17 protein-coding genes are annotated in these 14,277 nt (G+C 36.4%); all 17 read right to left on the bottom strand.

Features of this window, described 5'->3' with window-relative positions:
- Window positions 1-311 precede the first annotated feature (311 nt).
- On the bottom strand, window positions 312-479 hold the full coding sequence (locus NE665_RS21695; protein WP_002610319.1) for a hypothetical protein: 168 nt from the start codon (window positions 477-479) through the stop codon (window positions 312-314).
- Window positions 472-2,259: a VirD4-like conjugal transfer protein, CD1115 family gene (locus NE665_RS21690; protein WP_187426250.1), complete on the bottom strand. Its 1,788-nt coding sequence runs from the start codon at window positions 2,257-2,259 to the stop codon at window positions 472-474. Before NE665_RS21690 ends, NE665_RS21695 begins: the two co-directional genes overlap by 8 nt.
- Window positions 2,256-2,732 (bottom strand): PcfB family protein, encoded by a 477-nt coding sequence (locus NE665_RS21685; protein WP_002610294.1) that lies wholly within the window; start codon window positions 2,730-2,732, stop codon window positions 2,256-2,258. The genes NE665_RS21690 and NE665_RS21685 overlap by 4 nt, the downstream gene beginning before the upstream one ends.
- Window positions 2,733-2,814: 82 nt before the next feature.
- Complete coding sequence (locus NE665_RS21680; RefSeq protein ID WP_002610290.1) at window positions 2,815-3,033, bottom strand: DUF5348 domain-containing protein; 219 nt, start codon at window positions 3,031-3,033, stop codon at window positions 2,815-2,817.
- 19 nt (window positions 3,034-3,052) lie between these two features.
- Window positions 3,053-3,943 carry a DUF6017 domain-containing protein gene (locus NE665_RS21675; RefSeq protein ID WP_187426251.1) on the bottom strand — a complete coding sequence of 297 codons (891 nt, stop codon included), beginning with the start codon at window positions 3,941-3,943 and terminating at the stop codon, window positions 3,053-3,055.
- A 476-nt stretch (window positions 3,944-4,419) separates the two neighbouring features.
- Window positions 4,420-5,181, bottom strand: a complete 762-nt coding sequence (locus NE665_RS21670; RefSeq protein WP_002610944.1) for a class B sortase — start codon at window positions 5,179-5,181, stop codon at window positions 4,420-4,422.
- Between the two features lie 3 nt (window positions 5,182-5,184).
- Window positions 5,185-6,906 carry a relaxase/mobilization nuclease domain-containing protein gene (locus tag NE665_RS21665; RefSeq protein WP_118654695.1) on the bottom strand — a complete coding sequence of 574 codons (1,722 nt, stop codon included), beginning with the start codon at window positions 6,904-6,906 and terminating at the stop codon, window positions 5,185-5,187.
- Between the two features lie 15 nt (window positions 6,907-6,921).
- Window positions 6,922-7,359, bottom strand: coding sequence for a hypothetical protein (locus NE665_RS21660; RefSeq protein WP_002610951.1), 438 nt, complete (start codon window positions 7,357-7,359; stop codon window positions 6,922-6,924).
- A complete protein-coding gene (locus tag NE665_RS21655; RefSeq protein ID WP_002610954.1) occupies window positions 7,334-7,894 on the bottom strand; it encodes a hypothetical protein in 561 nt (186 codons plus the stop codon). The genes NE665_RS21660 and NE665_RS21655 overlap by 26 nt, the downstream gene beginning before the upstream one ends.
- A 279-nt stretch (window positions 7,895-8,173) precedes the next feature.
- Window positions 8,174-8,686, bottom strand: a complete 513-nt coding sequence (locus NE665_RS21650; protein WP_002610956.1) for a GIY-YIG nuclease family protein — start codon at window positions 8,684-8,686, stop codon at window positions 8,174-8,176.
- On the bottom strand, window positions 8,687-9,805 hold the full coding sequence (locus NE665_RS21645; RefSeq protein ID WP_161129324.1) for a site-specific DNA-methyltransferase: 1,119 nt from the start codon (window positions 9,803-9,805) through the stop codon (window positions 8,687-8,689). It abuts the gene before it with no gap.
- On the bottom strand, window positions 9,802-9,981 hold the full coding sequence (locus NE665_RS21640; protein WP_002610960.1) for a hypothetical protein: 180 nt from the start codon (window positions 9,979-9,981) through the stop codon (window positions 9,802-9,804). The genes NE665_RS21645 and NE665_RS21640 overlap by 4 nt, the downstream gene beginning before the upstream one ends.
- An 11-nt stretch (window positions 9,982-9,992) precedes the next feature.
- Window positions 9,993-11,162, bottom strand: coding sequence for a zincin-like metallopeptidase domain-containing protein (locus NE665_RS21635; RefSeq protein WP_002610962.1), 1,170 nt, complete (start codon window positions 11,160-11,162; stop codon window positions 9,993-9,995).
- Between the two features lie 43 nt (window positions 11,163-11,205).
- Window positions 11,206-11,910, bottom strand: coding sequence for a metallophosphoesterase family protein (locus NE665_RS21630; protein ID WP_118654690.1), 705 nt, complete (start codon window positions 11,908-11,910; stop codon window positions 11,206-11,208).
- Window positions 11,911-11,973: 63 nt separating this feature from the next.
- A complete protein-coding gene (locus NE665_RS21625; protein ID WP_142691805.1) occupies window positions 11,974-12,705 on the bottom strand; it encodes a Fic family protein in 732 nt (243 codons plus the stop codon).
- An 80-nt stretch (window positions 12,706-12,785) separates the two neighbouring features.
- Window positions 12,786-13,751: a hypothetical protein gene (locus NE665_RS21620; protein WP_187426252.1), complete on the bottom strand. Its 966-nt coding sequence runs from the start codon at window positions 13,749-13,751 to the stop codon at window positions 12,786-12,788.
- 200 nt (window positions 13,752-13,951) lie between these two features.
- The gene (locus NE665_RS21615; protein ID WP_002610971.1) at window positions 13,952-14,137 is read right to left on the bottom strand and encodes a hypothetical protein; all 186 of its coding nucleotides are present in this window, start codon (window positions 14,135-14,137) and stop codon (window positions 13,952-13,954) included.
- Window positions 14,138-14,277 lie beyond the last annotated feature (140 nt).

Here is a 14,277-nt window from a genome sequence, read left to right as displayed (position 1 = left end):
TTAACTATAGTTCTTTTCAACATATTTACATTCACAATTTCAAAGATCGAATACTATATTTTCAAGTATTTTATATTTCATACTTTTTCATAAATTACTACTTGACTTTAATATAGTTGTCTTTCTGCCGCAAATGCGGCTTGCCCGTAAAAGGGCATAAAAAACGGCGGTCAGTTTTCAAACTGCCGCGGTCATAAGTCCCCGCGCTGCCTAAATGTCTGCTGCGCGGCGGTATTCAGTTGTCAGTGTGGGCGATAGGAATTTTTGTAGGGGCGCGTATCATGCAAGTTGTCTTTTTCTTTGTTACTGCGTCAATTCCTCCTTTCTTTTCGCTGCTGCTCATACAGGGCTTCACACCGTTTCACAAACTGCCGGATAGCAGCCTGCCGCTGCTGTTCCCGTCGTTCAGCAATCGAAACAAGCCCGTTTATGGCTTCTGTGATTTTCTTGTCCTTTTTCTTTCTGATACGTCTATTCATGGTCGGTGTCCTCCTGCAAATCGCTTTCGCTGATTTCGTAGTAGTCAAATACTTCGTCCGGCTTCACAAGGGCGGGTCTGCGCCTTAAATGCTTTTCCATATCAAAAGTATTTTTCTTGTCATAGTCGGAAAGATATTTATAGTTGGGGTGCTTTGTAATGTCGTACTTATCAGAGAAGAACGGGCGCACCCCTCGTAGCTGTAAAATACATTTCCCGCCGTCCATAACCGCTATTTCATCTTCCGTCATAAGCTGCTTGCCTAACTTCTGATAGTTCAGCCCATGCGATACCTCGCGCCCCCGGTTCTCGGAAGTGTTGAAGCTGTCAATGGTTTCTTTCCCCAAGATTTCCGACATTTCTTTGAGGGTGGTTTTCTCCTTGCCGCCCAAGAAAAGGGTGGTGTCGCAGTTGCCGACTATGGTATCGGCGTTGTCCTTATAGATTGCCTTTAACTGGCTTTGCGACTGTAAGATAATCGACGCGGAGATTTCCCGGCTTCGTATGGTGGCTATGAGCTTTTCAAACTTCGGTATCTGCCCGATATTTGCAAACTCGTCTAACAGACAGCGCACATGGACGGGCAGCCTGCCGCCGTATTCATCATCTGCCTTGTCGCAAAGCAGATTGAAAAGCTGCGTGTAAAGAATACTCACGACAAAGTTAAAAGTATCGTCGGTGTCGCTGATGATAACAAACAGGGCGGTCTTGCGGTCGCCTATGGTGTCAAGCTCCATTTCGTCGGTTTCCATAAGGTCGCGCAGCTCCTTAATGTCAAAAGGGGCAAGCCGCGCACCGCAGGAAATGAGAATAGAGCTTCGTGTCTTTCCCGCAGATAACAGGAATTTCTTGTACTGCCGGACGGCAAAGTGTTCCGGGTCTTTTTCCTCCAACCGTTCAAACATGAGGTCAACGGGGGACTGAAATTCCGGGTCGTCCTCGCGGGCTTCACTGGCATTTATCATTTCAAGCAGCGTCGTGAAGTTCTTTTCTTCCTCCGGGGCTTCGTACCAAATGTAGCCGATAAGGGCGCAGTAAAAGAGCCGTTCCGATTTTACCCAAAAATCCTCCCCGGCTTTTTCCCCGTCCCCTTTGGTGTTGGCAATCAAGGTATTTACCAGTTTCAAAATGTCTTTTTCGCTGCGGATATAGGCAAAGGGATTATAACGCATGGATTTCTTAAAATTTATCGTGTTCAGCACCTTTATCCGATACCCGCCGCGCTGTAAGAGCTTCCCACACTCGACTAAAACCGTACCTTTCGGGTCAGTTACAACGTAGCTTGAGTGCATTTGCATTAAGTTGGGCTTCACAAAAAATCTCGTCTTGCCGCTGCCGCTTCCCCCGATAACAAGGATATTTTTATTCCTTGCATACTTCGGCTGCTTCGGGCGGCTGTTCATGGTAAGCCGTTCCGTCAGTGTCAGAAGCACGTTATTTTGAAATACCGGGTCGGTATAGGGCTTTATATCTTCGGCGTTGCCCCAACGGGCTGAACCGTATTCGATACCTTTTCGGTATTTCTTCGCGTTCTTGCCTTTGAAGTACACCATAAGCCGGATAAGGACAGCCCCCACAATACCGATAAGCAAATCCATAGGGGCAAGGCTCGGAAGCGGGGTTGCAAAGGCAGCGGAAAAGCCGTCTGCAAGGGAAAGCACCTTGCCGGAAAGGTCAGCCCCCGGCGCAAGGCGTACCGCTTGTCCGATTTTGTCAAAGAGATAGACAAAGAGCAGATAGGGGGCATTTAGGATAAGCAGCTTTTTAAGTTCCGGCTTCATAGCGATACCTCCCTGTCCTTTTTCTTCACTTTGTCCTTCTGTGCGTTCAGAGCTGCCGCCTTGTCTTTCAGAGTGGAAAGCAGCTTGCGGATAGAGGGCTTTTTATCCCTGCCTAATTTCTTTGCGGTAAATTCCCGGAACGCTTCGGTCATAACGTCAATATCCTTGCCCTTAAAAGACACAAGATAGGTCGGCGGCTTGCCGTTCTCAATCTTCTTGACGTTGTAATCAAGCCCGCTTTTCCTTGCGATAGGGTCAAAGGCTTTGATATTTTGGTCGGTAATCTCAATGTTGGAAACCTTTTCTCCCTGCTTCATAAGCTGCCGCATAGTGATTTTCCCATGCGGGGCTTTGGTTAGCTGCCCTTTGCCTTTGGCAAGCAGGGCTTTCATAGCCTTTTGCAGCACTTCGGCGGTCAGCTTAGATGTTTTGATTGCTAAAGACACGACTTTTTCATTGACTTCATCTTGCATGAAATCCCTCCTTTCATAGTTTGGTTAGGGTGGTGTGCCGCTTCGGGGCATAAAAATAAGGCGTACATTTTTCATGCCGCCTTTAGATACGCACCCGCAGCCCGTTCAAATCCGAAGCCCTCACACCGACAAGATACCAGTTGTCCCCGTACTCCATGCGGGTCGGCTTCCATTTGCCGCGTACAAACACTTCAAGGCAATCCCCACAATGCAATCCTCCGTAGTAGTCGTTAAGGTCAAAGCGAATGTCGTAACGGTCTGCCGTTTCATCAAAAATCAAAGCTCCTGTTTTCTGTGTCATATTAAAATCCTCCTGTTTTTTAATAGCCGCCGTACATATCGTGGTTGACAAGGGCGGTGTAATAGCTGTCAATGGTGTTGGGCGCGTTGAAAAGTACCGCTTTCAGATATTGCTTGATGTTACGGATTTTCGTGGTGTTCTCTTTCATGCAGTCAAAGACAAATTCAATGTGGCTGCTGTTCAGCTTCATAAACTTTGCTTTGACAAGCTCTGCCGGATAATCGTCCCCGGCGATACGAATTGTCTTTCGTTTGGTGCAGACAGTTTCAAGGATAAGGGACACAATCTCGTCCAAGCGTTCCCTGTCAATGTTGGTATGCTTGATAAAATGCTCATACTCGATATTGTCCTTGATGATTTCCTCATACACGCTGTATGCGTCTGCCGCTTCCGTTCCTTTCCGTTCCGGCTCTGCCGTTTCTTCCCTCAAAGGAGAGGGGTTAGGGGAAAGGATAGGAATGGAATGGTTACTTGATAAATCCGTATTTGATTTTTCTTTTTTTGGTAAGTCAGTCTTTTGTATATCTTTATTTAATTGCATTGGATTTTCCAACGTAGGTTTTTCCTGCGTAGGATTTTCCAATGTTGGATTTTCCAATGTAGGTAAATCCAAGTTAGGCGGCTGCTCATAGATGATGTAATCAGTTCCCCGCAAGCGTCCTTTCTCGTCGCGCTCCCTTGAACGCTGAATATATCCGGCTCTTTCAAGCTCCCGGACAGCTTCGCGGATAGCGTCGATTTTTTCCCGGTTGATATAGGACAGTCCCGCAAGGGTATAGTCCCAATCCTCCGGCAAGGACAGCATTTGCGATAACAGCCCTTTTGCCTTTAGGGAAAGTTCTTTGTTGCGTAAATGGTGGTTGCTCATAACCGTATATCCTGTGTTTCTCTCCATGCGGAAAACTGCCATAGCTTCATCAACTCCTTTGCTGCATATTTGTTACGCGGTAGAACAGCGATTTTAAGGGTTTAGGTATCAATCCCTTACCCTGTGAAAACCGTACCCGCAAAGCCTTGTGTAGCAAGACTCTTTTTGCCCCTACTGCGTAACATGAGGGTAAAAAAATAGCGGCGTTCCTTGTTTCCCGGTTGGGATAAGGTAACGCCGCCAGTGCGGTGCTATATGAAATTGTGTGATTGCCGACGTGCCGCGCCGCCAGTGCGTCGCGTTTGTATTGGGTTGTTTCATGCTCGCAAGATGTTCCGGCATATCAAGGCGCAATCCGTTAAAAGTAGTAAATTGGTAGTAAAATCAATCTGAAATCCTGCGAATGTGCTTGTATTTCAAGGGTTTTTCGGGATAATCAAAATTTTTCATGAAAAAAGAGAGGATATTTATCATGAATATCCTCAAGTTTTAGCTAAGTTTTTTTAGTTTTACCTACTTTATTCATTTATTACTTCTAATACTGCATGAATATAGTATCTGTCTTTGGTAGATGCCAGTTGGCTATTGTTTGTAATTCCATCCAATGAACAAGTATAAAATGTAACCATATTTTTATCTGTCGTTGCTTGAACATTTGTTACATAGTTGCTCTTGCCTGCAATCACATCAATATATGAAGTGTAACTGACATCATCCGTAATATTGGTTTGATAGGATGCAGAAGTATCTACATCTTTATACGCTGATACAATATGGGCATCATACAACTTCTCTTCTGTCATAATCTTAATGATTGGATGCTGTTGATAATAAGAAGCACTCATATAGTTTTTCAGAAATGTAAACATACCACCCGTTCCTAAAACACTGTGTCCATATATAAATGTATTTTTACTGCCGAAGTCTGCTGATGCCTTTGCATCCATATAGATGCTTCCCTGTTCGTCATAATTCTTATAAAAGTTATGCTTTAGATAATACTCATTATTCGCAGTTTGTACGATTGGTAAATAAATATCCGTGTTAGGAATATACATAATAGCAACTAGATCTGAATTCATTTGTTTAAGTTCTGCAAAACTCAAGGTACTGCTTTCTTGTTTCTTTCCTTCCTTTTTTGATTCTTTTTCCTGCACAACTTCTTTCACATTATTCTCAATTTCTTTTTTCTCTTGTTCCTTAAAAAACAAATTTATGAATGGAATTAAAGAAACTGTTAGCAAAGTAATAAGTCCACCAAGGATTAACTTCTTTTTCATTCCTTACACCTCTACTTTCAATGAAGCATAGTATTCTTTTACCTCTTCCTTTTCCTCGTTAGAAATCTGTTCTAATTGATCTCCTGATACTTCTCCAATCTTTTGATTATCTTCATTATATAGTTCGTATGTTTCATCATCAATGAGATACATAGTCGCACGGACTCCATGTTCTTTCCATGTCACACAATTCTTATTTAAATAAACATACTTCTTTGTGTACGGTAATTTGACACAATAATATTCATCTGTTGATCGTTTTTCATCAATCATTTTAATACCAAAGTTCATACCTTTAATATATCCGTTCATCTCCAATGCTCTTGAACGCAACTTATCATAATCTGTTAATTTGCTATGAAGATAAGTAATATAAGAATACTGTCTGTTTGCCTCTCTTTTCTCTTGTCCGCAGCCACGAATAAATTCTCGTACTTCCTGCAATTCGGCATCATTTAAGTTTTCTTTCACTGTAAGATGTTTCTGTACATCTTCACTTATCGTAATATTCTCTTCTCCAAACTTTTCAACCTGCTCTTTATAAAGCATATAGGCATTGTAAGTTTCAATATAAGTATGTGCAAACGGCTCGTTTTCTTCAAAAGTTCTGACGATTGATTTTTGTTTCTCATATTCTGCTTCTCGTTCAGCTAACTCAAGTTCTACAGCTTCAATTTTTTCAGCTAGATCTTCATAAGAGAATATTTTTTCAGCACTCATAAAATCTAATGATTTAGCAAGTTCCTTATATCTCAAAAATTCTTTATATCTTGAATTGTAGTATTTAGGATATTCTTTTCCTACCTGTTGTCCTTTACTAGACAACTCCATAGCTAACTTAGAATTATTTGCTTGTTCTACATAGGAATCAGAATATTTACTTCTCCCTTTATAACCATTTACTGCTTTTAATTGTTTCACATAGCTTCCCTTTTTCTTGTCTTTGAAGAACTGACGAAGTGCTTCCTCACTATACTCATCTCCTAATTTATGAAGTCTAGTAAATCTTTCTTTACCATACGGTTTTATACTTAGATATTTTCCCCTTTTAATTTGATACCCTTCCAAAGCTAATCGTTCCATCAATTCATCAAACGAGTTTGTTTCTTTTTTTAATTTCTCAATTTGTTCAATAATTCGTGGTTTCCAAATCGCTGTTGCATTTTCATATATCTTTTTAATGGTTGTTTCTTGAAGTTTCCCTGAATAATCTTTTCTTCTGTATTTACCAATCGGTTTGAAGTCTTTCATAACATGACATCCATATTCTAAACTAATTCGGTCACTTGCTTCCCTTAATCCATATAGTCCTTCTATTTTATTTGCCAATCTATCTTCTAACTTTCTTCCTGACAAACTGGTTGCGTTTAAAACGATATGATTGTGCAAGTGTCCTTTGTCAATGTGTGTACTTACAACACATTGATAGTTTGGATAAATCTCTTTACATAATTTCATTCCTATTTCGTTGGCTTGTTCAGGAGTTATATCATCTCGTATATCAAATGATTGAATAACATGATAGGCAACTCGATCATCATTTTCTTTATGATACTTTCTTTGAATATAAAGAAATTCTTGTTCCGCAAATTCAACTGTACAGTTTAAGGAATTTACCAAAATCCCATCCTCTGTCTTATCTCCATTGCGTACATACTCCAAGCAATTATATAAACCTGTTCCTCTTTCTCCTGCGTGTACCGGTATTCTTTTTGTATATGGCATTTCATTGCCCCCTTTCTATTTTGCATCATCATCAAATAGTTTTGCTTGTTGAACAAAACGGCTAGGGTCTTCAGCAATAACTCTTGAAGATACCCACAACACTTCATTTATAAGTTTTACTAAATTCATATTCGATTCTAAAATTTTATCGTTTTGTTCAGACAACAACTGAATGTCATTTCTTGTAAGACTGCTTTTCATCAATATTTTATTCTGTTCAAATAAATACTTCCTGATTTCTCCAATCATATTACTGACAAGTTCAGATATTTCTTTTTTACCATCTATATCTTCCAAATACAGTCTTTCGTATATTCCTGCATCTCGTAAATAGGACGATAAATCTGCGTATCCATATTTATCCATCTTTTCTTTTAACAGTTCTCGTTCATTATTACTAAGCAAAACATTGACTCGTTTTCTTTTATCATCCTCGTGTAATTTTTGTCGCATTGTTTTTTTCTCGCTTTCTATCCTGCATCACTCTTTTGTATAAGTAGAGGTCTTTCATATATCGCTTCCGATATAGGTTCAATTCCATCCAACGCACCCCTTCTTCAGATAGCTTTATTGGTTTCTTTCCAATGATATATTTTTCTAAATCCTTCCTGTTTTTATTGATTTCGTTATAGATCGTCTTCTTTGCTTTTTGAAAATAAATAGAGAGTTCAATGATGTCCATATCTTCACAGTGGATAGGGTCACAATGCACATTTAATTCTTCTTCTAATCTCTTAATCTGTTTCGATACAAATTGGATTTCTGCTTCAATATATGGTGTATCATATTGAAGATATACTTCCTCTATCCAATGCACACCTTCCAAATAAATCCACAGTTCTTTTTCTCCGATTGCGTTGTACTCGAATATGAACCATTCATCTTCTTTATGATATTTTCTAATTCGATCTCGTATGTAATACATCTGTCTATCTGTCAGATTAAATTTTCTTTGAACAGCGATAAAAGGTATTCTTTTGAATTCCATATTTTTCCCTCACAATCTGTTTCCCAATAGGTTGTAATTGTATATAACAAGCATGGTGTCTATACACACCCTTGCTTGTCAGGGGTAGCCCCTGAAACCCTTCTACGATTCAATTTTGTTGCACCAAAATTGTAGGTACTCGCTCTTTCAAATTTCATTTTCATTCACTCCTAACTGTAAAAAAAGTGATGCAGGGATTATCTTCCCCACACCACTTTCGTGTGCAAAAATTTCATTTTTGTATCCATAAAATTATTATTTAAGTATCTTAACGATACCTCATTTGTATTTAAAATTGTCTTTGTTTCGTCTATGTTTTCCACCACCTTTTTGAATGTTATACGACCTTGTTGCTTTAAAAGATCGAATTAAATCTTTCTCCATTCTGTTCATATACGAAGGCATACAGCGTTCTAAATGAATGTAAATTTGTTTCCCATTTTGATAATCGTGATATACATTTTTGTTTCCATTTCCTTGTAAATGTTGTTTCACTCTATTTGCTAAATGTAACGATTGACCTATGTAAATTGCTTCATATTTTTCTTTATGAAACTCCTTTATCGCATGACTATATATAAGAATCACATAACATCCTGACTTGTTCCATGTTTCATTTTTATATCTTTCGTTCCATTTTTTCAGAAACATATCTGCACTCACAAAATATCCATTTAAAATAGAATTTCGTGATTTATATTCCTTGATTAGTTGCTTAATAAAGATAAATAAACAGAAACATATTGTTCCTATAAGAGCAATTACAAACAATTTTGTTGATGATTCTTTCATCTACATAAGTTCCATTTCCATGTCCATATCTTCATCCAAATCAACTTCTTTGATTGAGATACTTGCTTCACTTTTATCTTTCATAGTGTTCACAATATTGTCTTTCATGCGTTCAAAAGTTTGTTCATCTTTCTCCACTATGATTGCATTTCTGTTTGTATTTAGACACGCAATTCCAAAGTTTCCACTACCACCAAATTGATCTAACAGAAGTTCATCAGGTAACGAAATATATTCAATAATAGATACCATAAGTGCTACTGGTTTCTCTGCTTCCATTACTTTTTGCGTTCGACTTCTTGGTTGAAAATCAAATTCTTTTGGGAAGTTTTCTACTTCACTTTGAAATTCTGTAGGTAACATTCCACTTGTTCCTTTCATATAAAAAACACTTAAACCATGTGCCTCTAAGCGTTCTTTCACTTCATAAGAAGTCAATCCTTTTACATCAATATCATTTTCTTTCGCAAGTTGAATATTCTTCTTCGCATCCAGTTTAAGAGTGCGTGGTTCTCCTTTTGAGAAGAACATGATATCTTCCCTATTCTTTGATTTTCGCCCTGTATTTGCTTTAAAATCGCCTTTTATCCAAGGCACTTTTGTAAAATATTTAAAGCCTTCTTTGATTGCCATTTGTTTGATTTCATACAAGTATTGATAATTTACTTCGTTCTCTTCAGGTAAGAATTCTACACAAAATGCTCCTTCTTTTAGCACACGCATCTTCTCTTGAAAGTCTTTTTGTGTGTACTTAAATAACTCGTATGTCGCAAATTTTCTATTGCCACCAGTCAGAGATTTTGCTAAATCATATGGATGGTCTGTAATGATTCCATCAATACTATTGTCTTCAATAAACGATAAATCACGACCATCTCCATTGATTAAAAGGCAAGTAGATTTCTTCTGTTCTAATTGACTTTCTACTTTATAAACACCTCTAGCAACCCTTTTAAAGATGCCTAATTCAAGTCCTTCATAAATCCTTGCACGAATAGATTCATCATTTACTTGCAAGTTTTTTTGTTCTTTCACAAGTGCTGTAGCTTCAGGAATGGTAAACTGTTCATCTTCCATAAAGTAGTCAAACAAACTCATTTGAATTGTGTCTGTGTTCATTCTAAAACATCCTCATACTCTACTTTTGTATCAAACTCTTTTGTGATTTCTTTCTCTTCCGATTCATGAAAAGTAATAGACTCCATATCTTCATCAGGATATTCATCATAGCCTGCACTGGCATTCTTATTTAAACTTAACGCTTCTAATAATGCTTCCTTATTTGCATATTCCATCTCTTGTCACCTCACATTTCCATTTCTAATTCGTCCATATCTTCTTCTATTGTATCCAGTGTTTCCTGTTCAATTTCAGACAGTGAAATATACTTTTCAAAATCCTCAATATCTTTAATGTAATCTACAATTTCATCTGCATCCTTAATCGCATCAAATAAAACTTTCGGATCATTTTTTAATTCAGAAATCCAACTTTGGATATAAGCCTTATGATTATTCACATGAGTTTCGTCAGCTTCTAACCCCAATTCTGCCATCAAAAAAGAAGAACCAATTTCTGCTCTTAGTTCTTCTATTGCATATTTTTGACTTCCAAATCTATTTTCTATATCACGATTTAAGCGACTGGAATGCCCTGTTGCGTGACAAGATTCATGTAACTTTGTCGCATAGTATCCATACTCTGAATGGAATGTTGTCATTGGTGGTAAAGTAATTTTATCTTCGGAAGGACTATAGTATGCTCTATCTCCCTTCTCTTCATAATCCACTCCCATATTCTTTATAATGCTATCAACGACTTCATTTGATTTATATTCAATCGTAGGTATTTTCTCAATAGGAATTTCTTCTGTCACTAATTCATATCGTTCTTTCAATTCAGTATAACGCTGATTTTTTTCTTCATAACTTGCCTTTTTGTCTGCCTTGATTTCTTTTAACAACTGATAATAATCGGTAGCTTTTACATACTCTGTACCATCTTTTAGATAGTGTCTGTGTTCCATTTGAGCCTGCACATTGAACACATTAAATGATGAACTGGTAAGAACATATTCTTTTAACAATTCCTGTAATTGCTCTTCATCAAGGCTTCCATTTTTTCTGATGTCAGTAATAAATTTGTAGAATTCTTCAATCGTCATTGATTTATGAGTTCTCTTATTGTAGTAATAATAAAACTCTAATGGAATGGATTTCTCTCCCTTCTTAACAAACCATTCTCTTGATTCTGCCTGTCGTATCGTACACCAACGACTATCCTCATAATGATTTCGTTCTTGAATATACCAAAGTAAAACTTTGTTATAAAGTCTGTATGGTGTCTTCGTAATTGCGTTATGAGGTGGCTTGCTTCCCCACTCCTTTATCCAAGGTAGCTGATCTTGTTCAAGCGATTTAACATACTCATTGACTAACATTTCTCTAGTCTTACTTAGTTTCTTTTTTTCAGGCATATTTGCTCCTCTCTAAAATAAAAAAATGGAGAAATGCTCTCCATTACATATCAATTTTTAAAATTGTTTGATAAAGAAAATGAAAGGACTCACTATCATCAAAGTCCATATGGTAATGTCCACAATACCATTGTTTATAGTTTACAAAATGTGAAATATGTTCTAAGAATGCCGTTATATCTTCCTTGTCTGTTGCATATACTTGACTCATATCTACTCTATCATATCCATATCTTCGAGCAATGCTTTTCGGTGCATCATGTGTGATAATGACATCTACAGTATCTCCAACAGTTTTCAAATTCGCTATTGCATATTCACATTCTTCTTTTGTTGGTAGTTCATCTTCCCACCAAGAAATTCCTTCTCTACGATACATTTTATCATGTGAGAACGCTCCACCAAAAGTAAAGATTTTCTTGCCTTCTATCAGATATATTTCCCCACGCATTAAGTGGTAAACCTTATCATAAATCTTCTGAACCTTTCCACCCCATTCTTCTGTAATAGGATAGTTTTTTAAACGATCAAAGTTCTCATGATTCCCATCCACAAACAAAGTAATCCATGGTTTTTCAGATAACCATTTCATCCAATATTCTTCAGCTCTGCTTGGTTTCATATCCCATATCAAACCAAAATCTCCACAGACAATCAAATAATCACCTGCCTTGGCTTGCGAGAAATTTTGAGTGTTCAACTTCGAAATATCTATTTCACCATGAATATCTCCTGTAACATAAATCATAGTTCCACCCTCTTCCTAGTAAAAAAAAGCAAGTCATCATTTATGAACATTGCTTTTAACACTTCAAATATCTCTATCTTCAAAATCTTCTTCAATACTTTTATCTATATCTTCACTAACAATTTCTTTTACATATAAATTCATTTTTTCTTTCTCTACTTTTTGTAATTCTTCAATCATATGAGCTAAACCTTTAACATCATAATTTTGCAAGTATTCAAAATATTCAGCTCTTTTATTATCAGGGATAACGATTGGTATTTCATTATTACGAATCAATTCGTGATTGATGAGTAGTCTACCTGTTCTGCCATTTCCATCTTCAAAAGGATGTATATGCTCAAATTGAATATGAAAATCTGCAATTCTTTCTAACAATGGCAATGTACTATGATTATAAAAATAGAGTTGTTCCATTACCATATTCGATACATATTTAGCTTCAGGTGGTACAAAATCTGCCCCACGAATAAACACTGGAATTTTACGATAACCACTTGTATCTTTGATATTTTTATTGATAATTTCATTTAGCTTTACAATTAAAGATGGATTGATTTCATTGTCTTGTTGTTTCAATGATTCTTGTAACGCATATTTTAAATTGATTGCTTCATAGATTTCTCTAGGTTTTACATCTGATAGAGAAAATGAATTATCATTAAATATGATAGCGTATGTTTCTGCATATGATAAAGTATTTCCTTCAATTTTATTTGAACTATGGACACTACGAGTAATGAAATTTTCGTAATAATCTTGAGATTCTTTTATCGCTTTTTTAAAAGGATTCATTATCTTCACCTCATTCTGTTCAGTTTATATTATAACAGACTTTCAAATGTCATGACATACCTTTATTTATTGCTTTGCATTTATTTATCAATCTCATCCATTTCTTCCATCATTTCTAAATCATTCTCTTTCTCATCTTGGTAGATTTCTTTTAATCCACAATACTCTATTTCCTCAACCGACAAATAAAAATCATGCCCTTTTTCTTCATTCCACACGCCAAGATCACGAATATCTTGAATGACACTATCTATCCAATTATACAAAGCTTCAGCATAACTGGAGAAACATCCATCTTCTATCGTTTCTGCATCCATATTTTTTATCATCCATTCATAATCGAAAGTAATGCTTTCTTCTAAATCTCCTGTAAACACCAAATATACTTTGCTATCATGTTCGCATAAATTCCATTCATTAAATACCGAACTTACTTTTTCCATGATACCTTTGTTTTTTTCTTCATCAGGAAATCGAAATAAAAATCTATCTCTCTGTATTCCAATTATTTCTTCAATGTTTAATACGATTTCTTTTGGTTTCATATCGTAGCGTAATATTTCATGCTCCCATAGTTTGCCTACATCTCCACCATATCTACCTTTTCCTTGATGATTGATGTTGTTCACAAACTTAATTGATGTACCGCCCTTATCTTTCCATTGTTCAAGGTTGACATTGTAATCATCAATTAAAATATCTCCTACATAAATTCCTTCAGGTATTTTGTCGGTTTTACTTTCCCATGTTTTTGGAAACAACCTATGTTCTTCATCAATAAATGGAAAATCTCTATCAATACAAATATTTTTTTGATGAACAACTTCCTTTGTGTCAGCAGAAGAAAGAATAAAAATCTCAATTTCTTCTTTATCTACTGAATGTAAAAGATTGATAGCTTCCTTCATATTTTCAAATGATTCTAATTTTACAAAAAAATCAAGTTCGTACATTTTTTCGATTTGCACATGCCCTGATTCATCTAATATATGATCGTGGAATCTATACAATGTTCCATCCATATCAATAAATACTCTTTTTTTCATTTTTTTATCCTTTCCTAGTCCGTTTTCTTATTTTTGAACTAAAAATTGCGTTTTTGAAAAAAATCGGCTTCCACAATCAAACGCTAAGACGAATTACAAACTTTTTTGACTTGTTGTTCATGAAAGTAAAGATGGCTCTTAGCGTTCCATTATGGGCTTCTCATAGCGTGTATTTTTTTACACTTGTAATTTTTACCGAATTAAACATCATTATCAATTTCTTGAAATAGTTTTTCAAGATTTTTCTTATGTACCTGCCATTTCTTCAGCTCCAGCTTATACCCTTCTAATTTTTGTTGTTCTTCTGCTATCAATGTTTCAGAAGCAACAATTTTATTCTCATAAAATTTGATTTTATTTTCGATTGTTCTTTCTCTATTTGCCATATTAAATATAAATCTCCTGGTATATTTAAGTTACTCATATAATGAGTAATAAATTTAATATACCAGTTCTCCTTTCCACCTGAATTATTTGGTATCACTTCAGGTTGTGATAAAATGTGTAATTGTGAATGTGGATTTGT

It is taken from the genome of Clostridium sp. DFI.1.208 (assembly GCF_024463855.1).
GTDB lineage: Bacteria > Bacillota_I > Bacilli_A > Erysipelotrichales > Erysipelotrichaceae > Clostridium_AQ.
Note: the sequence above shows the minus strand (reverse complement) of the source record. Positions and strands in the feature narration are given on the sequence as shown.